Here is a 24,562-nt window from a genome sequence, read left to right on the forward strand (position 1 = left end):
GAAGGTGACTGATTATGACGGAATTTCATCATGAAACTGTACTACTTAAAGAAGCAGTTGACGGATTAAATATTAAACCCGATGGCATTTACATCGACTGTACCCTTGGTGGAGGAGGCCACAGCGCCCGAATTTTGTCACAATTAACATCTGGTCATCTTTATTCATTCGATCAAGATGAAGTGGCAATCGAATTTAACAAAACTAACCTCAAGCAATACATAAATGAGGATAAGGTTACTTTTGTTAGAAGTAACTTTAGATACATTCAAGAAGAAATGAATAAATTAGGAATTCAGTCCGTTGATGGAATTTTGTATGACTTAGGAGTTTCATCTCCACAGTTTGATGACGCAAGTAGAGGTTTTAGTTATCAACACGATGCACGATTAGATATGCGAATGGATCAGAGAAATCCATTAGACGCATGGAAAATCGTAAACGAATGGCCATACGAAAAATTAGTGAAGATTTTCTTCCGTTATGGAGAAGAAAAATTTTCTAAGCAAGTTGCAAGAGCGATTGAAAGGAACCGAGAAAACCATTCAATCGACACAACCGAACAACTTGTTGATGTGATTAAGGAAGGAATTCCGGCCGCGGCTAGACGTCACGGTGGTCATCCTGCCAAGAAAGTCTTTCAGGCATTGAGAATTGCCGTGAACGATGAACTAGGTGCTTTGGAAGAATCATTGGAAAAAGCAATCGATTTAATTGATGTGAACGGAAGAGTAAGCGTCATTACTTTCCAATCATTAGAAGATCGATTGGTTAAGACAATGTTTAAGGAAAAGACTACGATTGAGGATTTACCAAGTGGTTTACCAATTATTCCAGATGACATGAAACCAGACTATAAACTAATTAATAGAAAACCAATACTACCGAGTGATGATGAATTGAGAGATAATCATCGTTCGCATAGTGCAAAACTGAGAGTTATTGAGAGAATTAATAAATAATAGAGAGAAGAGTTAATCTGATGGCACAAAATAATCTAGCTAATAACGTATACGCTACCCCTGGTTATTACTCTGCGGGGGAACAACAAAAACAACAAAATTCAGAAGTAAAATCAAATGTAAGACTTGGATTGTCAAAATTTGAAAAAACTGTTGTAATATTAGGATGTTCACTTGTATTCTTTTTGATGGTTGGTTTAGTTGGTGAAAAGATTTCACTAGGCAACCACTCTACAGAACTTCAAGTAACAACTAATTTATTAGGCAAGGTTAAAGATGATAACAGCACACTAAAACAAGAAGTAAGTGAACTTCAAAGCGGAAATCGTTTACAAAAAATTGCTAAACAAGCCGGTTTATCTTTGTCCAATAAAAACGTAAGGAATGTTAGCAAATGAATAAATTAAATAATCGGAACAAACAAAAAAAACGCCGAGAAAACCGTAGCCGCTATGGACAATTTTTACTATTGCTATGTCTAGGCGTTTTTTTGTGTATGGTATTGAGATTTACATATGTGTCAGTATTTAAAAACGTTGGTGGATACAACTTAAGCGAAATGGCAAAGAGTTTGTACACTCAAAGCAACGTTATTTCTGCTAAACGTGGAACTATTTACGACGCAAACGGCCAACCTCTTGCCGAAGACACTAACGTTTATACAATGTATGCCATCTTAAATAAAAAGCAAGTTGGATTGGATAACAAACCCATGTATATCACGGACAAAGAAAAGGCTGCCAAAGCCATTTCTTCTGTGTTGCCAATTTCTTATAAACAAGCATTAAAAGATCTTTCTCCAAGTACTAATGCGTTCCAAGTAGAATTTGGTTCAGCGGGTACTAATATTTCATTAACTCAAAAACAAAAATTAGATTCATACCACATTTCTGGTTTGAACTTCTTGCAACAACCATCAAGATTATATCCAAACGGTGTCTTTGCTTCGCATATCATTGGATATGCTTCTGCTAACTCAAATTCTAGCGAAAGTAAAGTATCTCTAACTGGTCAAATGGGAATCGAAAAGGTATATAACGAACTATTGACTGGTAAGAATGGATACAAGACCTCCCAACTAAACAATGCGGGGGTTGAAGTAGATAACGGCGAAAGTGTTAATAAGCCCGCTAAGAATGGTGATGATGTGTATACTACCCTAGACTATCGTCTTCAATCATTGCTAGAAACTGAGATGACCAGTGTTTACAACCAAGTTCATCCAAAGACAATGAATGCAGTCTTAATGAACGCAAAAACTGGTGACATTTTAGCTGCTACTCAACGTCCTACATTTAACGCTACTACTAAGCAGGGACTAAATAGTATTTGGCGTAACACATTGATTCAAGATTCATACGAACCTGGTTCAACAATGAAGATTTTCACAGTTGCATCCTCAATTAACAGTGGTCATTATGATGGGAACGCCACATATCATTCTGGTAAATACCTAGTTGACGGGAAGGTTGTTCCTGACTGGAATACCAATGGTTGGGGTAATATTACCTATAATAAAGGTTTTGCATTATCAAGTAACGTTGCTATGGCCCATCTTGAACAGCAAATGGGTGCTAAGACATGGCGAAACTACATGAACCGATTCCAATTCTTTACTTCAACTAACTTAGGTTTTCCTGGAGAAGAAACCGGTAGCGTTCAATTTAATTACCCAATTGAACAAGCAAATACAGCTTTTGGTCAAGGTATCCAAGTTAATGCAATGCAAATGATGAGAGCATTAACTTCAATCGCTAACGGTGGTACAATGTTACAACCAAGACTTGTTACAAAGATTGTGGATCCAAAGACCAAGAAGGTCATTAAATCATATCCAAAGAAGGTAGTTGGTCATCCGATTACCGCAAGTACAGCAAAGCAAGTTATCCAACATATGGAAGATGTTGTTTATAAATCATATGGGATTGGTGGAGCTTACAAAATTCCAGGTTATAAGATTGCTGCAAAGACTGGTACCGCCCAAGTCAGTGACGGTAAATCTGGATACGAATCTGGTGACGATAGTTACCTTTACTCAGTTGCCGGTATTGCGCCAGCAAATAATCCTAAATACATCTTATATATAACAATGAAACAACCTCATTTAACTGGAACTAAGACAGCTTCACAATTAATGGCGGAAATCTTTAACCCAGTAATGAGACTAGCATTGGAAGAAAACGTAAATGCTGAAAACGAAAACAGTCTAAAAGTGCCAAGTATTACTGGTAAGTCTACCAGTGAAGCTAAGGCAGAATTAAAAGCTGCTGGTTTGAAATATGCAATTATTGGTGATGGGGATAAAGTATTAGATCAATCAATTGATGCAAATGAGAAAGTTTCAAAGAATCGAATGGTAATCATTCAAACTAATGGTAGTAAAATCATGGCTAACTTAAAGGGCTGGTCTAGATATGATGTTGCGACATATTGTCGAATGGCAGGTATTGGTGCAGAGCTTGACGGCGATGGGTATGCCTATAAGCAATCTGTCAAGCCAGGAGCAAGCCTAGATGGTGGGACCAAGATAACCATAAAATTTAAATAGGGGATTGAAATCAGGATGTTTATGAATATTGTTTTACCAATCATAATTAGTTTTTTAATTACATTAATCTTTATGCCATCTCTAATTGGCTACTTCAGAAGAAAACACGAAGGCCAAATGATTAGAGAAGAAGGACCAAAGTGGCATGAAAAGAAATCAGGAACGCCTACAATGGGTGGCCTTCTTTTCATCATTGCAATCATTATTGCGTCGCTAATTAGCGGTGGGGTTGCTCACATGATGAACCCAACACTACTAATCCTATTGTTCATCCTAGTATTGTACGGGTTATTAGGAATGTGGGACGATAGTATCAAGCTATTTAGACGTCAAAATGAAGGTCTAAAAGCATGGCAAAAACTAGCGGGTCAAATCGTGGGTGGACTAATCTTTACATTCGTTTACGCACACCACTTTCCACTAGCATTAAAGATTCCGTTTATGGGTGATTTACACCTTGGTTGGTTCTACGCAATTTTCATCATCTTCTACCTAACTGGTTTCTCAAACGCAGTTAACTTAACTGATGGTTTAGATGGTCTAGTTAGTGGATTATCAATCATTGCCTTTTTAGCATATTCAGTTGTTGCACTAGTTCAACACCAAATGGATGTTGCAATTTTCTGTTTAGCAGTTGTTGGTGCTTTATGTGCATTTATGGTATTTAACCACAAACCTGCCAAGATTTTCATGGGAGACATGGGATCATTAGCACTTGGTGGTTCATTGGCTGCCGTATCAATTCTAGTTCATCATGAACTTTCATTGATTTGGATTGGTTTCATGTTTGTATTGGAAACGTTGAGTGTGATGATTCAAGTTACATCATTCAAACTTACTGGTAAGAGAGTGTTCTTAATGTCACCCATCCATCATCATTTTGAAATGTTAGGTTGGTCAGAATGGAAGATTGATATTGTTTTCTGGTCTGCAGGTATTATTTTGGCAATTACCGGAGTTTTATCAATTATTTTATAATAATATTTTTGGGAGCATGAATTATGAAAAATATTGACGATTATCAAAATAAAAACATATTAGTTTTAGGTGCTGGAATGAGTGGAATTAATGCATCTAAACTATTAAAACAATTAAACGCTAATGTTTGGTTAAATGACGCTAATCCTTTGAAACCAGATGCCAAAAAAGAGTTAGATAAAATTGGCGTGGAGGTAATTGATGCTAAACAAAGTCCAAAGATTTTAGATGATTACAATTTTGATCTAATCGTTAAGAACCCTGGAATTTTTTATGATAATGAATTAATTAAAGAAGCAATTAAAAGAGATATTCCAATCACAGTTGAAGTTGAAATCGCAAGTCAAGTTAGCGAAGCACCAATTATTGGTGTAACTGGGAGTAACGGCAAAACTACAGTTGCAACTATGATTAATGACATCCTAAATGAAGAAAGAACTAGTGGACATTCTTATGTTGCTGGAAACATTGGTGTGCCGGCAAGTACGGTTACTACAATGGCAACAAGTGATGACGACATCGTCTTAGAATTATCTAGTTTTATGCTCGTTGGAATTAAGACATTACATCCACATATTGCTGTCTTGAACAATGTCTTTTCTAACCATCTTGACTATCATAAAACCAGAGAAAATTACGTTAATGCAAAAATGCGCATTACTGAAAATCAAGATGAAAACGACTACTTTGTTGTGAACTTTGATAATGAAGAATGGCGTGAATTAAGTAAGCGTAGCAAGGCCAATGTCGTTTCCTTTTCATACAATGCGGTAAGTAAAGACGGAGCCTATGTAAAGGACGAAAAAATATTCTTTAAAGATGAATTCATAATGAATGTTGATGAAATTAGAGTACCGGGTCAACAAAATGTTCAAAACGCCTTGGCATCAATTGCTGTTGCTAAGATTATGGGTAAAAGTAACTCTGCAATTAAAAAAGCACTAGGTACATTTGGTGGTGTCAGACATCGTGTGCAATATGTATTAACTGCTAATGGAAGAAAGTTCTACAATGACTCAAAGGCTACAGACATTGAGGCGACTCAAGTGGCCTTAAGAAGTTTTAAAGATAACGTTGTTTTAATTGCTGGTGGATTAGATCGCGGGTATACTTTTGAAAAATTAGAAAAGGACTTTGCGGATCATGTTAAGGCAATTACTTTATTTGGTGAAACTAAGAATTTGTTAGCTGAGACAGCTAAGAAGGCGGGAGTAAAAAACATCAAAATTGTTAACAACATGAAAGAAGCTGTTGAAGAAGCATGGGCCATGAGTGAAGAAGGCGATGTTGTTTTATTATCTCCAGCGAATGCTAGTTGGGATCAATATGATACCTTTGAACAAAGAGGAGACGAATTCATCCAGCTAGTAGAACAAAAAACAGATAGAAAGGAAGAAAACTAATGAGACTAATAATTTCAGGTGGAGGAACTGGTGGACACATCTATCCCGCACTAGCATTGATTGAAGAACTTCGCAGGGTTGATCCTGATTCTGAAGTTTTATATGTTGGATCAACTAGAGGCTTGGAAAAGGATATTGTTCCAAAACACAACATTGCTTTTGAAGAATTAGAAATCCAAGGGTTCAAACGTTCTCTTTCTTTATACAACTTAAAAACTGTTAGCTTGTTTATGAAGAGCTTACATAAATCAAAGAAGTTAATTAAAAAATTCAAACCAGATATCGTGATTGGAACTGGTGGATATGTTTCTGGAGCTGTTGTATACGCTGCTACACAAATGAAGGTTCCAACAATGATTCATGAACAAAATAGTGTGGTGGGGTTAACTAACCGTTTCTTAAGTAAGCATGTAGATAAGATTGCTGTTGGGTTCGAAGATGCCATGGGGCAATTTCCTAAGGAAAAGACTGTCTATACTGGTAATCCACGTGCCCAACAAGTCGCTAATTTAAAATCTGACTTTTCTTGGGATCAATATGGATTAAATAATGATGTTCCGACATTATTAATCTTTGGTGGTAGTCAAGGTGCACTGAAGATTAATAAAGTTGTTTGTGAAAGCATTCGTCAATATAACGAAAAGAATTACCAAGTTGTGTTTGTTACGGGTAAAAAACGTTATGACGATGTAATGGAACAATTAAAAGGGCAAACAATTAATGACAATGTCGTAATTAAGGATTACATTGCTGACATGCCCAATGTTTTACCAAAGGTGGATGCAATCGTTGGTAGAGCAGGTGCTACCAGTCTAGCTGAAATTACTGCACTTGGTATTCCATCAGTTTTAATTCCAAGCCCATATGTTACTGCTGACCACCAAACCAAGAATGCTTTAAGTTTAGTGAAAAATGATGCTGCTTTAATCATTACTGAGAATGATTTAAACGAAAAGACATTAATTGAAAATTCTGACTTTATCATGAATGATAAGGCAAAGAGAGACGAGATGGCTGAAAACTCAAGGAAAATGGGTTGTCGTGATGCCGCAAGTCGTCTGTTGGAAGTTGCAAAATCAATTTGCCGTTAGTTAATGGAGGAACTTTACTATGAAGTCTAAATTGTTTTCCTCAACAAAATCCTCGAATAAGGCTTCAAGAATATCCGATGATTTTGTTGAATTGAATAAGCAAAAGATAAAAAATAAAATGAAATCTTCTTCGTATATCATCATTCCATTAGTAGTATTACTTCTAATATTGATTTACTTGGTTTCACCAATGAGCAGAATTAGTAGTATTCGCATTAATGGAAATGGATATATCTCTCAAAATGATATTAAGAGAGAGCTTCAGTTAGATGAAGGGGACAGTATTTTTAAAGTTATTGGTCATAAAAGTAAAATTAACCAAAGAGTTATTAATGTTGATCATCGTGTTAAATCGTTAGATTTTAAATTTACGGGATTTAATCATCTTTCTGTTGAAGTTTCACCATATAAGGAAATTGGTTATGAAACTCGCGGTAATAAGCAATATTTAATATTAGAAAACGGAAAGGTTACTAATGTTGCTGTAAGTAATCCTAATGATTCTAAGATGCCTTATATAGTTAAATTTAATAATCAATCATTATTGAAATCAATGATTCAAAAGTACGTAAAGCTTCCTAAAGATATCAGAGACAATATCCGTGTTATTTCATACTCACCAACTAAGGTGTATTCAGATGAATTACACGTTTATATGCGAGATGGTAATCGTGTTATTATCCTAATGCATGATTTTAACGATAAGATGGGCTTTTATCGTTCGATTGCCACTCAACTAAAAACTAAAAGTGTTATTAATTTAGAAGTTGGTGCTTACTCATTCCCAATCAATGATGAGAAAAAAAGTAACAACACAACCACTAAAGCATCTACTAAAAATACCCAAAAAGAAACGCTAAATAAAGATGCTAAGAAAACAACAACAACTACTACAAAAAGAAACTCATAATGGTTCTTTAGAGTTATCTACTCTTGTGTTAAAATTAACTTATAACTAACTTAAATATAAACTAGAGTATCTAAGAATAATTATGCTTAATTGGAGGTTCCCTTAGATAATGAATTCAGAAATGTATGTTGGATTGGATATTGGAACTACGTCAATTAAGGTGATTGTTGCCGAAAAAGTAAAAGGCCAAATGAACGTTTTAGGTTTAGGAAACGAACGTTCTGAAGGTGTTAGTCGAGGCATAATCGTCGATATTGACAAGGCTTCTGAATCAATTAGAAGAGCTGTTAACCAGGCAGAAGAAAAAGCTGGTATTCAAATTCATGATGTGATTGTTGGTATTCCTGCCAACCAATTAAAGATTGAACCATGCAGCGGTATGGTTGCTATCTCAGAACAATCAAGAGAAATTTCAGATGAAGACGTTAAAAACGTTACTGTATCTGCAATGATTAAAAACCTACCACCAGAAAGAGAAATTATGGACACCTTAGCTGATGAGTTCATCGTTGATGGATTTGATGGGATTAAGGATCCAAGAGGAATGGTTGGTGTACGACTTGAAATGAAGGGTCGTATTATCACTGGACCAAAGACTATTATTCATAATATTAGAAAGGCTGTTCAAAGAGCTGGATTAAATCCTTCTTCAATCATCAATATGCCACTAGCACAAGGTATGACAATTCTAGATGATGGAGAACAAGACTTTGGAACTGTTCTAATCGATTTAGGTGGTGGGCAAACAACTGCTTCTGTTGTTCATGATCATCAACTAAAATTCACTACTGTAGATAGTGAAGGTGGAGAATACATCACTAAAGACATTTCTGTTGTGCTGAACACTTCATTAGAAAGTGCTGAAAAAGTTAAACGAGATTATGGTTACGCAGATGAAATCGAAGCATCAGAAAGTAATGAATTTCCAATTGAAGTTGTTGGTCAAAGCCAACCAGTCAGAATTTCTGAAAAATACCTAGCAGAAATCATTCAAGCTAGAGTAGACCAAATTTTTACTAGAATGTATAAGAGTTTAAGCAGCATCTCTGCTTTAAACTTACCTGGAGGTATTGTTTTAACTGGTGGAGTTGCTGCATTGCCTGGAATTTCAGAATTAGCAGCTGACAGATTTGATACTAACGTTAGAGTTTATATTCCAGATCAAATGGGATTAAGACACCCATCATTTTCACTTCCATTGTCACTAGTAACTTATCGTGCTAACATGAGTGAAATTCAAGTGTTAGTAAGATCATCACTAGAAGGCAAAACTGTAGTGAACAATACTCAATCCAATGATGATTTCATTGGTAATGATTATGGCGATGATGTAATCGATAATTCATCTGAATACATTCAACAAGATAATCAACCACAACAACCAAGTAAGCCTAAAAAGTCTGGTTCTAAACTAGCTAAAAGCACTAAGGGAAGACTTAAACGCTTTTATCAAGACTTTTTCGAATAAAATAACAGAAGTACACGGAGGAAGTTAAAATGGAATTTTCATTAGATTCTACTGAAAACCAAGGCGCAAAAATTAAAGTTATTGGTGTAGGTGGCGGTGGTAGTAACGCCGTTAATCGTATGATTGCTGAAGATGTTAAAGGTGTTGAATTTATCGTTGCAAATACCGATGTTCAAGCACTAAACACATCAAAAGCTGAAACAAAAATTCAATTAGGACCTAAATTAACTAGAGGTTTAGGTGCAGGTTCAGATCCAGAAGTAGGAACTAAAGCCGCTGAAGAAAGTGAAGAAGCTATCTCAGAAGCACTTCAAGGTGCAGATATGGTATTCGTAACTGCCGGAATGGGTGGTGGTACTGGTAACGGTGCTGCTCCAATCGTTGCCAAGATTGCTAAGGATTCAGGTGCCTTAACTGTTGGTGTTGTTACAAGACCATTTACTTTTGAAGGACCAAGAAGATCTAAATATGCTGCAGAAGGTGTTTCAGCATTAAAGGAAAACGTTGATACTTTAATCGTAATCGCCAACAACCGTCTATTAGAAATGGTTGATAAGAAGACACCTATGATGGAAGCTTTCCAAGAAGCTGACAACGTATTAAGACAAGGTGTTCAAGGTATTTCAGACTTAATTACTAGTCCTGGATACGTTAACTTGGACTTTGCTGATGTTAAGACTGTTATGCAAAACACTGGTTCAGCACTTATGGGTGTTGGTACTGCAACAGGTGAAAACAGAACTGCAGAAGCAACCAAGAAGGCTATTTCTTCACCATTGCTAGAAGTTTCAATCGATGGTGCAAAACAAGTATTATTAAACATCACTGGTGGCCCAGACATGTCACTATTTGAAGCCCAAGATGCTTCAGACATCGTTGCTCAAGCTGCAACTAGCGATGTAAACATTATCTTTGGTACCTCAATTGATGAAGACCTAGGCGATGAAATCAAGGTTACTGTAATTGCTACAGGAATCGAAACTAGTCCAGAAGAACTACTAAATGGCCAAGCAGGTCGTCCTTCAAGAGTTTCTGAAACCCCTGGTAAGGTAGTTAGTCCAAGACATCACAAAGAAGAACAAGGCAACGTTAGAAATAATGACGAAAATGCAGATAGCGATAATCCATCTGATACACGTTTTGAAAACGTACAAAAGAAAGAATTTGATCCATTTGATGCTAACAACTCAAGTGACAATCAAAAGGAAGATAAATCAAGCGATGACGATTTACCTCCATTCTTCAAATTCCGTCGTAAGAACTAATCACTTTTTCTAGATTTCTTTGAAGGGAATGAATTGAAATGACAGCTAAGTTTAGTTTTAGTAAATTTTTCGGAACTGATTACGATCAAGACGAAGATTTATACGAAGAAGATAGCTCCCAAGTGGAGAACAATGATAAGGTAGTTTCAATTAGCAAAAACTCAAGCCAAAGTCGTGGAAGTAAGATTTCCGTCTTTGAACCTAAGATTTATGCTGATGTAAAAACGATTGCGCAAAAATTAATTGATAACAATGCTGTAATTATTAATTTTGATGCTGCCAGCGATGAAGCAACTAGAAGAATTATTGATTTCTTAAATGGAGTTGTTTTCACTATTGATGGAAATATTGAGAGAATTTCTGAATTAGTCTTTCTTTTCACTCCACACAACTATTATGTAGACGGGGAAATCAGAAAAGAAATGAATGAACGTTTAAGATAAAATGGATAAAAATATTGAACAGCATTTTAGAAAAGAAGAAATCCCATTCATCGATTCTTGTGCAGATTTAATTGATGAGTCAATTAATCAATATCGTCCAATACTAACTAAGTTTTTAAATCCTAGACAGATTTATATTTTAACGACATTAGTTAACCGCCATAGTGAATTATCGATTGATTTTTTCGGAGGATATTCGAATTCAGAAATGAAACGTGGCTTGATATATCCAGAATATTTCGAACCATCGGAGGATGATTATCAAGTTAAGTTGTTTGAAATTAGATATCCGGTAAAGTTCTCAAAACTACGGCATAGTAAGATATTGGGAACTCTATTAGGTTCAGGTGTAGAAAGATCAACGATTGGAGATATTTTAACTGACGGAACAAGATGGCAATTCCTATGTACAAGAGACATTGCTGACTTCTTGAAAATGCAAATTAGCTCAATTGGTAAAACGAAAGTTTCACTGATTGAAACAAACTTTTCTGACGTGATTACGCCGGAAAATGAATGGAGAGACGAATCAACGACTTTATCATCATTTAGAATGGATAACGTAATTTCTGAAGGATTTAATATATCCAGAAATGATGCTAAAGAGTTAGTTAGTCATCAAAAGGTTCACCTTAACTGGGCGGTAAACAGTCGACCGGATTACGAAATTACAACGCACGATGTTGTTTCTGTTAGACGCTTCGGTCGTATTCGTTTAAAACGTCAGGAAGGTCAAACTAAAAAAGGTAAATATAGAGCCATTATTTCTGTATTAAAAAAATAGGTTGGAGGAGAGATACAATGGTACTTAGCCCACAAGATATTCATAATAAAGAGTTTTCTGTAAAAATGAGAGGTTACAATATTGACGAGGTAAACGAATTTTTAGATCGTATTATCAAGGATTACCAATTAACTTTATCCGAAAATATCGATATGAAGAATCGTTTGAAACAAGCTGAAGATGAACTAAAATACTTTAACGGTATGAAAGATTCATTGAATCAATCAATTATCATTGCACAAAATGCTGCTGATAAGGTTAAGGTTGAAGCTCAAAACGAGGCTAACAAAGTAACTGAACAATCAAGAAAACAAGCTGATGAAATTTTGAATGATGCAAGTGTTAAGGCTAAAGACATCGTTGAAAATATCTCAAACCAATCTAAATCACTACTTATTGCAAATGATGATTTAAGAAAGACAACTGAATCATTCAGAGAAAAGATCAGAACTTTGCTCGAAAGCCAAATGCAGTTTGTTAATAGCCCAGAATGGGATCAAATGATTTCCGGAATTGACGGTAACTTCAACAAGGTTAACGAACAAATTAATAACCTTGACAATTTTAAGGAAACAGTTGTACAATCTGAAAGTAAAGAAATGCCAGCAGATGCAACTATTAAGATTTATCCTGATGGCTCATTCAAAGCAATTGAATAATTTGAGATAGAGAATAGAAAGCTTAGAATTCGATACAATGTAGCGAGCTGACAAATGGTGGAAGGTCAGTTGTAAATCATTCTATGCAGATCACCTCTGGCTAATCTCTTTTAATGTAGTAAATAAAGATGGGATTTTATTTTTAAAATCCTAATTTGGGTGGTACCGCGGAAGACTTCGTCCCTTGTGATGAGGTCTTTTTTTTAATTTGAAAAGGGAGTGTGTGTTATGCGTGTAAAAGATACTTTGAACCTAGGTAAGACCAAGTTTAAAATGCGTGGAAACTTACCTGTTAAAGAAGTTGAAAGACAAAAAGCATGGGAAGACAATCACGTCTACCAAATGAGACAAAAACTAAACGAAGGGAAACCATCATTCGTACTTCATGATGGACCTCCATATGCTAATGGTGACATTCATATGGGACACGCTTTAAACAAAATTTCAAAGGACTTTATCGTAAGATACAAGTCAATGAACGGATTTAGAGCACCTTACGTTCCAGGTTGGGATACTCACGGTTTACCAATCGAACAAAAGCTTACTCAAGCTGGATATGACAGAAAGAAAATGGATACTAACGAATTCAGAAAACTTTGTCATGAATATGCTTTGAAGCAAGTTGATCGTCAAAGAGAAGGTTTCAAACGTCTAGGAGTTACTGGTGAATGGGACAATCCATACCTAACTCTAAAACCTGAATTTGAAGCTGCTGAAATTCGTGTATTCGGTAAGATGGCTGAAAAGGGTTTAATCTACCGTGGTAAGAAACCAGTTATCTGGTCATGGTCTTCAGAATCAGCTCTAGCTGAAGCCGAAGTTGAATACCACGATATCGAATCACCTTCAGCTTTCTATGCTGAAAAAGTTGTCGATGGTAAAGGTGTTTTAGACGAAGATAACACATACATGGTTGTATGGACTACTACTCCATGGACCATTCCTGCTTCAATGGGTATCACAATTGATGCCGGTTTCGACTACGCTGTTGTTAAACCAGCTAACGATGATCGTAAGTTTGTTTTAGCTGCAGAATTATTTGAAAAAGATGCCGAATTATTCGGTTGGGAAGACTACGAAATTGTAAAGACTGTAAGAGGTCAAGAACTAGAAGGTGTATTAGCTCAACATCCATTTATGGATAGACAACTATTAACCATGCTAGGTGATTTCGTTACTATCGATACTGGTACTGGTTTAGTTCATACTGCTCCTGGTTTTGGGGAAGATGACTACTACGTAGGTAAATCATACGGATTAGACATTTTTGTTGATGTTGATGCACAAGGTTACCTAACTAAGGAAGCCGGTCCAGATTTCGAAGGTGTCTTCTACGATGATGCAAACGAAATTTCATTAAACAAGTTAAAAGAAAAGAACTTATTATTGAAGTACCAACCAATCACTCATAGTTACCCATTCGACTGGAGAACTAAGAAGCCGGTTATTTACCGTGCTACTGATCAATGGTTTGCTTCTGTTGATAAGATTAGAGATGACATTCTAAATGCTATCGAAGACGTTAAATTCAAGCCAGAATGGGGTAAAAAACGTCTATACAACATGATTAAAGATCGTGGTGACTGGGTAATCTCAAGACAACGTGTTTGGGGTGTTCCACTACCAATCTTCTACGGTGAAGATGGTACTCCAATCATTACCAAAGAAACTACCGACCACGTTGCAGACTTATTTGCAAAACATGGTTCAGACATTTGGTTCGAAAAAGAAGCTAAGGACCTATTACCAGAAGACTTCACTAGTGAACATTCACCAAATGGTAAGTTTACTAAGGAAAACGACATCATGGATGTATGGTTTGACTCAGGTTCATCACACCAAGGTGTTTGTGCTGAACGTGATTACCTAACATACCCTGCAGACCTATACCTAGAAGGTTCTGACCAATACCGTGGATGGTTCAACTCAAGTTTAATTACTAGTGTTGCATTTAGCGGTAAGGCTCCATACAAGCAATTATTATCACAAGGATTCACTCTTGATGGTGAAGGCCACAAGATGAGTAAATCACTTGGTAACACAATTGCTCCTGATGAAGTTATTAAGAAGATGGGTGCAGAAATCGTTCGTCTATGGGTAACTTCCGTAGATACTTCTGCCGATGTTCGTGTATCAATGGAAAACTTTGTTAAGATTTCTGATTCATACAAGAAGATTAGAAATACCATGAGATACATGCTTGCCAACACTTCTGACTTTGATCCTAAGGAAAACAGTGTTGATTTTGCAGACATGAAGTCAGCTGACCAATACATGATGGTTAAGTTAAACAACTTTGTAAAAGACATTAAGGAAGACTACGACAACTTTGACTTCCTAAGTCTAAACCGTCGTTTACTTTCATTCATCAATGCTGATCTTTCAGCTTTCTACCTAGACTTCGCTAAGGATATCCTATACATCTACGCCGAAGATAGTGCCGAAAGAAGATCAATGCAAACAGTTCTATACAATGCAGCTGTTGCAATTACTAAATTAATTACACCAATTCTTCCTCACACTGCTGAAGAAATCTGGCCATTCTTATCTGAAAAAGAAGAATTCGTTCAACTATCAGAAATGCCAGAACCAATGGAATTAACTGGTGCAGATGAACTTTCATCAAACTGGCACAAGTTCATGGAAATCAGAGATGACGTATTGAAGGCATTGGAAGAAGCTAGAAATAATAAGCTAATTGGTAAGGCTTCAGAAGCTAAACTATCATTATTTGTAAATAATGAAGTAAAATCATTACTAGATAGCCTACACACAAATGTTGGTCAAATCTTGATGGTTTCACAACTAGAAGTTAAAGATTTAGTTGATGCTCCAAGTGATGCACAAAGCTTTAACGACGGTATTTCAATCGTGGTTGAACATGCGGAAGGTGACACTTGTGAACGTTGTCGTCTAATCTCTACAGATGTTGGTTCTGATGCAGATTATCCACAATTCTGTGCACGTTGTGCTAAGATTGTTCGTGATAACTTCCCAGAAACAGCTACTGAAGGATTCGAAGAATAATCGATAAAAAACTGGGACTATCCCAGTTTTTTATTTTTAAGGAGAAATAATATGATTAAAGGTAAAGTAAATAATTTTAACCCGGATCACGATTTTGGTTTTCTAAAGGGCGAAGACAAGAGCAAGGTCTTCTTCCATGGTTCAGCGGTCGAAAACAAAACTAGAAATGAAATTGAAATTGGTCAACAAGTGGAATACCAAATTGCACAAGGCATGAAGGGACCACAAGCTGTCAAAATTCGTGTAATTGATTAGTCAGTCCATTGAAAAAATAATTAAATATATATAGAATGAATATATAACTAAAAAAGGGCTGATATTATGGATTTAGAGGAAAAGGTACTAGGTGTTGAGCCTAAGTACGATGGCGCAATTATCAACGTTGAAAAGCAAACAGTTGAATTGCCAAATGGGGAAACATCAACTAGAGATGTTGTTCATCATTCCAATGCCGTTGGTATTTTAGTCTTAACTAAGAACAACAAGATGTTATTAGAAAACCAATGGAGAGCTCCTGTTGCTAAAGAAACCATCGAGATTCCGGCCGGTAAAGTTGATAGTAGAGACCATGGCACTGCCTTGGACACTGTAGTTCGTGAGTTGAACGAAGAAACTAGATACAAGGCTAATAACATCAAACGAATCACCGGATTTTATTCAAGTGTCGGTTTTTGTGATGAATACATGGACCTATACTTGGCAACTGATTTAGAACCAGTTGAGGATGAACTACCAAGAGATCAAGGTGAATACTTGAAAATTAAGGAATACTCACTTGATGAAGCCATGTCAATGATTGAAAGTGGCGAAATCGAAGATGCTAAGACAATTACTGCTATTTATTATTGGAAGTTACATGATAAGATTGGTCTTTAATTAATAAAGGAGCAAGTCCAATATGATAACTAGAAAAGAGTATCAAAATAGTCAAAAAAGAAATTCTATTGACGATGATTTTATAAAAAGAGACGAACCAGTTGAGCAACCTTCATTGAAGAGAATTAGACCCGAAGAAAAAAAGGGTAAGGCTCATGTAATGACAACTGAACAAAAGACAAAACGTTTAGGTAGAAGACTTAACTGGGCAATTGCATTTTTAATCCTTGCAATCATTGTCGTTTACTTAATACTAATCTACGTTAATCCTTAAGGAGATATTTATGAAATTTGGAATTTTATGTGCAATGGACGAAGAAATCAAATCATTGCTAGATAACTTAGATAACACTAAGAAAGTCGACATCAAAGAAATGACTTTCTACGAAGGTAACATTTCAGGACAAGAAGTTGTTCTTGTTCGTTCAGGAATCGGTAAAGTTGAAGCTGGTTTAACAACTGCTCAATTAATTACTAGCTTTGATGTTGATATCGTTATCAACTCAGGTTCAGCCGGTGGAATTGGCCAAGGATTAGCTGTCGGTGATGTTGTTGTTTCAACTGAAACTGCATACCACGACGTTGATGCTAGAGCAGCTGGATACGAATACGGTCAATTACCAGGGCAACCAGCAAGATTTAAAGCGTCAGAAAAATGGGTAAGAGAAATTACTGAAGCTTCTAAAGAAGTTGGTTTAAATGTTCAAAAGGGATTAATCGTTACAGGTGATCAATTCGTTGCCGACCAAGCAGTGATTGATAACATTCTAAAGAACTTCCCTGACGCACTTTCATGTGAAATGGAAGGTGCAGCTGTGGGACAAGTTGCTAACCAATTTGATATCCCATACGTAGTAGTTAGAGCAATGTCAGATAATGCCAATGGCGATGCTGATCGTAGCTTTGACGAATTCATCATTGATGCAGGTAAGAAATCTGCTCAAATGTTATTAGACTTATTCGCAAATCAAAAATAGAAGGGGTTTAGGTATACTTGACTGAAATCTACTTAGATAATGCCGCTACCACTCCAATGGATAAAAACGTTTTGAATGACATGTATGATAAGATGCAAAACGTTTACGGTAACGCTTCTACCTTGTACAGCATCGGTAGAAAGGCTCATACTGTATTGGAAGATAGTAGAGACATTATCGCCAACAGTATTAATGCGAAGCCAGACGAAATTATTTTTACAAGTGGTGGTAGTGAAAGTGATAATACCGCGATTCTTCAAACTGCTGAAGCGAGAAAGAATTTAGGAAACCATATTATTACAACTGCAATTGAACACGAAGCAGTGTTAAAACCACTTGCATATCTTGAAGAACAAGGCTTTAAAGTAACTTATCTACCAGTTGATGAAACTGGGGTAATTAGTTTAGACGACTTCAAGGATGCATTAGACGATGATACCATCTTGGTAACCATCATGACTGCTAACAATGAGGTTGGTTCTCACATGCCAATTCACGAAATTGGTGAAATCTTAAAGGACCATCAGGCATGGTTCCATACTGATGCCGTCCAAGCTTATGGATTGTTAGATATTGATGTAAATGAGGACCACATTGATTTATTATCAACATCTGCTCATAAGATTAATGGTCCTAAGATGACTGGTTTCCTATACAGACGAACTGGGGTAGATTTTCCAAGTTTTGTAAAAGGTGGAGACCAAGAAAAGAAGCGTCGTGCTGGAACAGAAAACATTCCTGCAATCTCCGGATTTGCGACCGCGGTTTCTCAAATTACACCTGAATTAAAGCACGAACTACACGATCGTTATTATGGATTCAAACATCAAATCATTGATGCTTTAAATGATAATGATATTGATTTCGTTGTTAACGGAACTGTTGAAGATAATCCGGTCCAACATGTATTTAACATTTGGATTAAGGGAATTTCTTCAGACATTATTTTGGCTAATTTGGACTTGGAAGGAATTGCGATTTCAGCTGGTTCAGCATGTACCGCTGGAAACATTGAACCATCACACGTTTTGATGGCAATGTTTGGTAATGATACCAATCGTTCATCTCAATCAATTCGAATTAGTTTCGGTAAATTTACAACAAATTCAGAAATCGATGCCTTTACCACTGCATTAGTAAAGGTAATTAAGAGAATAAAGAAGGTTAACTAATATGGCTTTTGAAACAGCAAATCAATTACAAGGTGATTCTAAAACATACGCAGTTAGTCCTGAAATCAAAAAATTCACACTATCTGACATGGGTTTTGTAAAGACTAATGCTGGTAACTTTCAATTTGAAAGAACATTAGATCCTGAAGATCCATACAATGGTATCAAGTTAAAGATTATTTTTAAGAGTGATTTAAAAACATTCAAGATGAGCACCATTACTGCAAATGGTTTAAATAAGGTTAATATTTTTACCAACAAAAATGCTGATGCATTAGTGGAACAATTCAATTTCTTGATGGATAACTTTGTGGAAAGAAAAGTTTTCGTGAGAAAATAATTAAAAAGAGGGCTTTTATAGCCCTCTTTTTTGCATCTTCATTGCAATTGGTGCCTTAAATGGGTTATTATACTTTTTATGGAATATACGACCTTCAAATCGTAGATTCTAAGAATCTAAAAGAAATGATGGTGATTTTAAATGGCAGACAATAGTAATACCCGTGTTGTTGTCGGAATGTCAGGTGGGGTGGATTCATCCGTTACCGCATACCTTTTGAAGCAACAAGGATATGACGTTGTAGGTGTATTTATGAAGAACTGGGACGACACTGACGAAAACGGTGTTTGTACCGCAACAGAAGACTACAAGGACGTAGCCAAAGTTGCCTCAGAAATCGGAATACCTTACTACTCTGTTAATTTTGAAAAAGAATATTGGGATCGCGTTTTCACTTATTTCTTGAATGAATACAAAAAAGGTAGAACTCCAGATCCCGATGTTATTTGTAACAAGGAAATTAAGTTCAGAGCGTTTTTAGACTACGCCTTAGATTTAGGTGCAGACTACATCGCTACTGGTCACTATGCTCGTTTACAACGTGATGCAGATGGTCACAACCACTTGCTTCGCGGAAGCGACGACAACAAGGACCAAACTTATTTCTTAAGTCAATTATCCGCAGAACAATTAGACCGTGTTATGTTCCCACTAGGTGACATGCCAAAGCCTAAAGTTCGTGAAATTGCAAAAGAAGCTGGTCTAGCCACTGCTGAAAAGAAGGATTCAATGGGAATCTGTTTCATCGGTGAAAAGAACTTCAAGTCATTCTTAAGTAACTACTTACCAGCAACTCCTGGTAAGATGATGACTTTTGATGGTGAAGTAAAGGGTAACCATGATGGCCTAATGTATTACACAATTGGTCAACGTAAGGGATTAGGAATCGGTGGAGACGGTAAAGATAACCGCCCATGGTTCGTAGTTGGAAAAGACCTTTCAAAGAACATCTTGTATGTTGGTAAGGGCTATGAAAACAAGCACCTATACGCAGATTACCTAGAAGCTTCAGATATTTTCTGGATTAATGACATTGCTGATCGTGGCAACGACTTCCGTTGTACAGCTCAATTCAGATATCGTCAAAAAGACGTTGGCGTTACTGTCCATCTAAACGATGACGGGAAGTCACTACGTGTTGATTTTGATGATCCTGCAAGAGCCGTTACACCAGGACAAGCCGTTGTATTCTACGATGGTGATGAATGTCTAGGTTCAGCAATTATCGATGCAGCATATCAAGACGATAAAGAATTACAATACATTTAAAACCAAAAGATGCTTATTTATTAAGCATCTTTTTTTATATAAACTTTGAATTTATCCGCATAAATTGAGATAATATATATAAATCAAAATGAACGAGGGATAAAAGTGAAACTTTACTTTGTAAGACATGGAAAAACTGAATGGAATCTAGAAAGCAGATATCAAGGAGCCGGAGGAGATTCAGAATTGTTGCCGGAAAGCTATAAACAAATGGATCAATTAGGTGAGTACCTAAAAGATGTTAAGTTTAGTCATGCTTATTCCAGTCCAATTAAGCGTGCACGCATTACTGCTTACCGTGTTATCCAACACTTCCATCGCAAACCTCAATTGAGTCTATGGAACCGATTGGAAGAGTTTCATTTAGGTAAGATGGAAGGCCAAAAGTTTGACGATGTAAAAAAACAATTTCCAGAAAGTTTTGACAATTTCAGAAATCATCCGGAAAAATACGATGCTGATGAAATTGGTGGAGAGAGTTTTAATGACGTAATTAGCAGAATGCAGTATGCTATTAAACGTGTTGTAAATGAAAACGATAATGAAGATAACGTTATTATTTTCAGCCACGGTGCTGCCCTAAACGCACTAATCAATTCACTTTTGGGTGTTGAGATTAAGGATCTAAGAAAACGTGGTGGACTAGCTAACACTAGTACAACCATTCTAGAAACAACCGATGGCGGAAAGTCTTTTGCACTAGTAATTTGGAATAATACTGAATATCTTACAAAGAAAACTGATAAAACTGACGTAATTTAATATGTAGGTGATTAAAATGGATCAAAAGTCTCAAGAAATTAAAGAAAAACAACAAGCTGTTGAAAAGAAACGCGAAGAACAACAAAAAAAGGCTGATGAAACTCTTCATAAATTAGTTGAAGATATTGATAATCATCCAGATGATTACCGAACTTACTATGACTTAGGTAGTTTTTTAGTTCAATTACATAATTATACCCAAGCCGAAGAATTAATGATGAAAGCCTTAGGTTTATTCGCTGACAGAAGTAAGAAAGCCAAAGAAACATTGGTATACGGATTAGGTAATGTCTACTATGCAGCAGGAGAATACGATAAGGCGATTGAACAATTCAATAATTTATCGGATGGTGACATGAAGACAGATGCTTATATCATGTTGGCACAAAGTTACATGGCTAAAGAAGACTACAAAAAAGCGGTAGTTTTTGCTTTAACTGCACAAGGTTTTAGAAGACAAGACCCAGAAATAAATTACTTACTAGCAAGTAGTTTATTAGCTTTAGGAAACTTTATTGAAGCAGCGGAATTCTATGATAAGGTATTACAATCGAAACCAAAGGATGGTAAGGCTAACTTTGATCGTGGAATCGTCGCAATGGTATTGGAAGAAGATTTTAACCAATACTTTGAAATCGCTAAACGAGAAGATCCTAAGTACTTTGAAAAAGGTCAAAAGCGTTTAGCAGATATCGAAAAGTTTATTCAAGTAAAAAATGGCAAAAAATAAGGGGAGATAAGCCGTGGCAGAATCAATGAATTTGTTCTCAGTAGACGATAATGACGAACATATTGAAGACAATCAAGAGCTATTTATAAAAGGTAAAGTTGCGGCTACTTTCTTTGAAAGTCCCGATAGCTTCTTTAAGGTGCTATTGGTAAAAATTTCTGAAACAAACATTTCAGATTGGCATGAAGATGAAATTGTAATTACTGGTAATTTTGCGGATATCGCTGAAGAAAGCGAATATCAATTTTATGGTGAATTAGTCGACCATCCCAAGTATGGAAAGCAATTCAAATCAGATAACTATCAAAGTACGGTTCCAACGTCTAAAGAGGGACTTGTGGAATACTTATCTGGTGATAATTTTCCGGGAGTTGGTAAGCAAACCGCTAAACGAATGGTGGATGCTTTAGGCACCAATTTAATTTCAGACGTGTTGGAAAACAACTCATTATTGGATCGAGCTGGATTATCCGATAAACAAAAATCAACTGTGTTAGAAACATTGAACAAGAACAATGGGATGGAACAGGTGATTATTGGATTAAACAGTTATGGGTTCGGGAGTAGTCTATCTTCTGCAATCTATAATAAGTACAAGGGTGACACCCTAAAGGTAATCCAAGAAAATCCATACAAGCTGGTTGAAGATATCGACGGTGTTGGTTTTAAAAAGGCCGATGATATTGCCAAACAAATGGGGATGTCTGCCAACAATCCTGGAAGAATTCGTGCGGGGCTAATTTCTGCCCTTAAGACGCTTTCTTTACGTAATGGGGATACTTACACTCAAACCGGTCCAATCCTCGAAGAAACGCTAAAATTATTGAATAACGGTAATGCTGAACCAGTTAGTGGTGAAGATTTATCTGCTCAATTTTTAGAGTTAGCCAAGAATCAAAAGATTGTTGGTGAAGAAGATCGTGTTTACCTAAAAGAATTATATGATGATGAGTGGCGCATTGCCGAACATATCAGTCGAATTATCAAGAATCCGGTCGTTAAAAAATTTGATGATGAGACAATTGATAAGAAGATTCGTTTAATCGAAAAGAAATTAAATATTAGCTATGATGAATCACAGACTAATGCTTTAAAACAGGCCATCAAGTCACAAATGTTCCTATTAACTGGTGGTCCAGGAACAGGGAAGACCACCATCATCAAGGGAATCATTTACTTGTACGCTTATTTAAACGACCTATCTTTGGATATTAATAAGTACAAGGAACGTGAATTTCCAATTCTTTTAGCAGCTCCAACTGGTCGTGCTGCCAAGAGAATGCAGGAAACCACAGGAATTCCTGCCAGTACCATTCACCGTTTGCTTGGATTAAACGGTTATGAAGATAGTGATGAAGGTACTCAAGACATCGAGGGTGGTTTGTTAATTGTTGATGAAATGTCGATGGTTGATACTTTCTTATTTAGAGCTTTAGTACGTGCCATTCCAAACCAAATGAAAGTTGTATTTGTTGGTGATAAGGATCAATTACCATCAGTTGGACCAGGACAGGTCTTCACTGATTTATTGAATTCGAAGAGAATTGATAGCATGCAATTGACCACTATTTATCGTCAAGATAGTAACTCAACAATTATTCCGTTAGCTCACAGTATTCAACAGGGAAAACTGCCTGATGATTTTAACGATAAACAATCAGACCGTAGTTTCATTCCATGTAATGCTCACCAAATGAGTTCTGTAATTGAACAAATTGTCAAACGGGCTAAACAAAAGGGATTTAGTGCAACCGACATTCAAGTCCTATCACCAATGTATCGAGGTAATGCTGGGGTTAACCATTTAAACGAAGTCATTCAACAAATCATGAATCCTAACAATACCGATAACCAAGTCGAATATCGTGGCATTCATTACCGTCTTGGCGACAAGATTTTACAACTGGTAAATAGTCCCGAAGATAATGTTTTTAATGGAGATATCGGACAAATTATCGATATCGAAAAGGGTAGCAAACAAAGTTTAGATAAGATTACGGTTGCCTTTGACCAAAGCGAGGTAACATATCAACGTAAAGATTGGATTCAAATCACGTTGGCTTACTGTACAACCATCCATAAGGCTCAAGGTAGCGAATTTAAGATGGTCATTTTGCCAATTGTTCCGCAATTTACCAAGATGTTGAAAAAGAACTTGTTGTACACAGCGATTACTCGTGCCAGTGATACTTTGATTATGATTGGTGATTACAATTCATTTCTATCATGTGCACAAAGTGAATCTGACAACAGAAATACTAGTTTGATGCAACGCATCCAATCATTGTTGGATGGTGAAGTCAAACCAGTTACAACGTCTGTAAACAACCAAAGTAGTATCGTTAAAGAAGTTGCTGAAGAAAAGAAGGTACAAGCACTTGTTGATAATAAACCGGTGGAAAAACTTAAAGCTGATTCAGTTTCAGATACTAAGCAAAATAATGTGGCAACTGATGAGGATGATCAATCACCTTTTGATGAAGCAACATTTGATGACAAGCCAAAATCATATCGCTTAACTAAGGACATGATTTTATTGAATCAGGTTGATCCGATGATTGGGATGCATGGAATCAAACCATAATTGTTATATCAATTTGCTTTTTTTGTGGTAAAATTTAAGCATTAAAAGAACTCGAGAGGAGCACTTTCATGGTGGAGTTAATGGATAATAAAAATATGAAAATCTTTTCCTTAAGTTCTAACAGACCGTTAGCAGAAAAGATTGCCCAAACTTGCGGACTTAAGCTTGGTGAAGCAACGATTAATCGTTTTAGTGATGGTGAAATTCAAATTAAAATTGATGAAAGTATCCGAGGGGAGGAACTGCAACTATTATTTTGAACAAATAAATAAAAGCAGCTTTCTAACTATTTAATTGGGCAACTGATTTTCTGT

Annotated in this window: 24 protein-coding genes; all 24 read left to right on the plus strand. The window is 36.2% G+C overall.

The features are described 5' to 3' along the window. The first annotated feature begins 14 nt into the window (after positions 1 to 14). The 24 genes from rsmH to FD688_RS00800 all read left to right on the plus strand — a co-directional run bounded on the left by rsmH (position 15) and on the right by FD688_RS00800 (position 24,508). Positions 15 to 962: a 16S rRNA (cytosine(1402)-N(4))-methyltransferase RsmH gene (rsmH, locus tag FD688_RS00685; protein WP_138741379.1), complete on the plus strand. Its 948-nt coding sequence runs from the start codon at positions 15 to 17 to the stop codon at positions 960 to 962. Positions 963 to 982: 20 nt separating this feature from the next. Next, positions 983 to 1,360 carry a cell division protein FtsL gene (gene ftsL / locus FD688_RS00690; RefSeq protein WP_138741380.1) on the plus strand — a complete coding sequence of 126 codons (378 nt, stop codon included), beginning with the start codon at positions 983 to 985 and terminating at the stop codon, positions 1,358 to 1,360. After that, complete coding sequence (locus tag FD688_RS00695) at positions 1,357 to 3,510, plus strand: penicillin-binding transpeptidase domain-containing protein (protein WP_138741381.1); 2,154 nt, start codon at positions 1,357 to 1,359, stop codon at positions 3,508 to 3,510. The genes ftsL and FD688_RS00695 overlap by 4 nt, the downstream gene beginning before the upstream one ends. Positions 3,511 to 3,531: 21 nt before the next feature. After that, positions 3,532 to 4,488, plus strand: coding sequence for a phospho-N-acetylmuramoyl-pentapeptide-transferase (mraY, locus tag FD688_RS00700; RefSeq protein ID WP_138741401.1), 957 nt, complete (start codon positions 3,532 to 3,534; stop codon positions 4,486 to 4,488). Positions 4,489 to 4,511: 23 nt separating this feature from the next. Further along, positions 4,512 to 5,891, plus strand: coding sequence for a UDP-N-acetylmuramoyl-L-alanine--D-glutamate ligase (gene murD, locus FD688_RS00705; protein WP_138741382.1), 1,380 nt, complete (start codon positions 4,512 to 4,514; stop codon positions 5,889 to 5,891). After that, entirely contained in the window at positions 5,891 to 6,982 is a 1,092-nt protein-coding gene (gene murG, locus FD688_RS00710) for an undecaprenyldiphospho-muramoylpentapeptide beta-N-acetylglucosaminyltransferase (protein ID WP_138741383.1), read from the plus strand. The genes murD and murG overlap by 1 nt, the downstream gene beginning before the upstream one ends. A 118-nt stretch (positions 6,983 to 7,100) precedes the next feature. Beyond that, entirely contained in the window at positions 7,101 to 7,892 is a 792-nt protein-coding gene (locus FD688_RS00715) for a cell division protein FtsQ/DivIB (RefSeq protein ID WP_190242853.1), read from the plus strand. Between the two features lie 106 nt (positions 7,893 to 7,998). Beyond that, complete coding sequence (gene ftsA, locus FD688_RS00720) at positions 7,999 to 9,360, plus strand: cell division protein FtsA (RefSeq protein ID WP_138741385.1); 1,362 nt, start codon at positions 7,999 to 8,001, stop codon at positions 9,358 to 9,360. A gap of 29 nt (positions 9,361 to 9,389) precedes the next feature. Next, entirely contained in the window at positions 9,390 to 10,625 is a 1,236-nt protein-coding gene (ftsZ, locus tag FD688_RS00725; protein ID WP_138741386.1) for a cell division protein FtsZ, read from the plus strand. A gap of 38 nt (positions 10,626 to 10,663) precedes the next feature. Further along, positions 10,664 to 11,068 carry a cell division protein SepF gene (locus FD688_RS00730; protein ID WP_138741387.1) on the plus strand — a complete coding sequence of 135 codons (405 nt, stop codon included), beginning with the start codon at positions 10,664 to 10,666 and terminating at the stop codon, positions 11,066 to 11,068. A 1-nt stretch (position 11,069) separates the two neighbouring features. Further along, complete coding sequence (locus FD688_RS00735) at positions 11,070 to 11,852, plus strand: RNA-binding protein (RefSeq protein WP_138741388.1); 783 nt, start codon at positions 11,070 to 11,072, stop codon at positions 11,850 to 11,852. A gap of 17 nt (positions 11,853 to 11,869) precedes the next feature. Next, positions 11,870 to 12,511 (plus strand): DivIVA domain-containing protein, encoded by a 642-nt coding sequence (locus FD688_RS00740; RefSeq protein ID WP_138741389.1) that lies wholly within the window; start codon positions 11,870 to 11,872, stop codon positions 12,509 to 12,511. Between the two features lie 228 nt (positions 12,512 to 12,739). Beyond that, positions 12,740 to 15,538, plus strand: a complete 2,799-nt coding sequence (gene ileS / locus FD688_RS00745; protein ID WP_138741390.1) for an isoleucine--tRNA ligase — start codon at positions 12,740 to 12,742, stop codon at positions 15,536 to 15,538. Positions 15,539 to 15,589: 51 nt separating this feature from the next. Beyond that, the gene (locus FD688_RS00750) at positions 15,590 to 15,793 is read left to right on the plus strand and encodes a cold-shock protein (RefSeq protein WP_138741391.1); all 204 of its coding nucleotides are present in this window, start codon (positions 15,590 to 15,592) and stop codon (positions 15,791 to 15,793) included. Between the two features lie 66 nt (positions 15,794 to 15,859). Continuing rightward, a complete protein-coding gene (locus FD688_RS00755; protein WP_138741392.1) occupies positions 15,860 to 16,414 on the plus strand; it encodes an NUDIX hydrolase in 555 nt (184 codons plus the stop codon). 22 nt (positions 16,415 to 16,436) lie between these two features. Continuing rightward, the gene (locus FD688_RS00760; protein ID WP_138741393.1) at positions 16,437 to 16,688 is read left to right on the plus strand and encodes a hypothetical protein; all 252 of its coding nucleotides are present in this window, start codon (positions 16,437 to 16,439) and stop codon (positions 16,686 to 16,688) included. A 10-nt stretch (positions 16,689 to 16,698) separates the two neighbouring features. Continuing rightward, complete coding sequence (locus tag FD688_RS00765) at positions 16,699 to 17,391, plus strand: 5'-methylthioadenosine/adenosylhomocysteine nucleosidase (RefSeq protein WP_138741394.1); 693 nt, start codon at positions 16,699 to 16,701, stop codon at positions 17,389 to 17,391. A gap of 17 nt (positions 17,392 to 17,408) precedes the next feature. Continuing rightward, positions 17,409 to 18,563 carry a cysteine desulfurase family protein gene (locus FD688_RS00770; protein ID WP_138741395.1) on the plus strand — a complete coding sequence of 385 codons (1,155 nt, stop codon included), beginning with the start codon at positions 17,409 to 17,411 and terminating at the stop codon, positions 18,561 to 18,563. 1 nt (position 18,564) lies between these two features. Next, the gene (locus FD688_RS00775; RefSeq protein WP_034531775.1) at positions 18,565 to 18,903 is read left to right on the plus strand and encodes a DUF1831 domain-containing protein; all 339 of its coding nucleotides are present in this window, start codon (positions 18,565 to 18,567) and stop codon (positions 18,901 to 18,903) included. A 141-nt stretch (positions 18,904 to 19,044) separates the two neighbouring features. Continuing rightward, complete coding sequence (mnmA, locus tag FD688_RS00780) at positions 19,045 to 20,172, plus strand: tRNA 2-thiouridine(34) synthase MnmA (RefSeq protein ID WP_041152391.1); 1,128 nt, start codon at positions 19,045 to 19,047, stop codon at positions 20,170 to 20,172. A gap of 105 nt (positions 20,173 to 20,277) precedes the next feature. Next, complete coding sequence (locus FD688_RS00785) at positions 20,278 to 20,934, plus strand: histidine phosphatase family protein (RefSeq protein WP_138741396.1); 657 nt, start codon at positions 20,278 to 20,280, stop codon at positions 20,932 to 20,934. A gap of 16 nt (positions 20,935 to 20,950) precedes the next feature. Next, positions 20,951 to 21,664, plus strand: a complete 714-nt coding sequence (locus FD688_RS00790; protein ID WP_138741397.1) for a tetratricopeptide repeat protein — start codon at positions 20,951 to 20,953, stop codon at positions 21,662 to 21,664. A 25-nt stretch (positions 21,665 to 21,689) separates the two neighbouring features. Beyond that, complete coding sequence (locus FD688_RS00795; RefSeq protein WP_138741402.1) at positions 21,690 to 24,248, plus strand: ATP-dependent RecD-like DNA helicase; 2,559 nt, start codon at positions 21,690 to 21,692, stop codon at positions 24,246 to 24,248. A gap of 80 nt (positions 24,249 to 24,328) precedes the next feature. After that, positions 24,329 to 24,508 (plus strand): ribose-phosphate pyrophosphokinase-like domain-containing protein, encoded by a 180-nt coding sequence (locus FD688_RS00800; RefSeq protein ID WP_225426080.1) that lies wholly within the window; start codon positions 24,329 to 24,331, stop codon positions 24,506 to 24,508. Positions 24,509 to 24,562: the final 54 nt, after the last annotated feature.

Source organism: Apilactobacillus kunkeei, assembly GCF_005930975.1.
Lineage (GTDB): Bacteria > Bacillota > Bacilli > Lactobacillales > Lactobacillaceae > Apilactobacillus > Apilactobacillus kunkeei_E.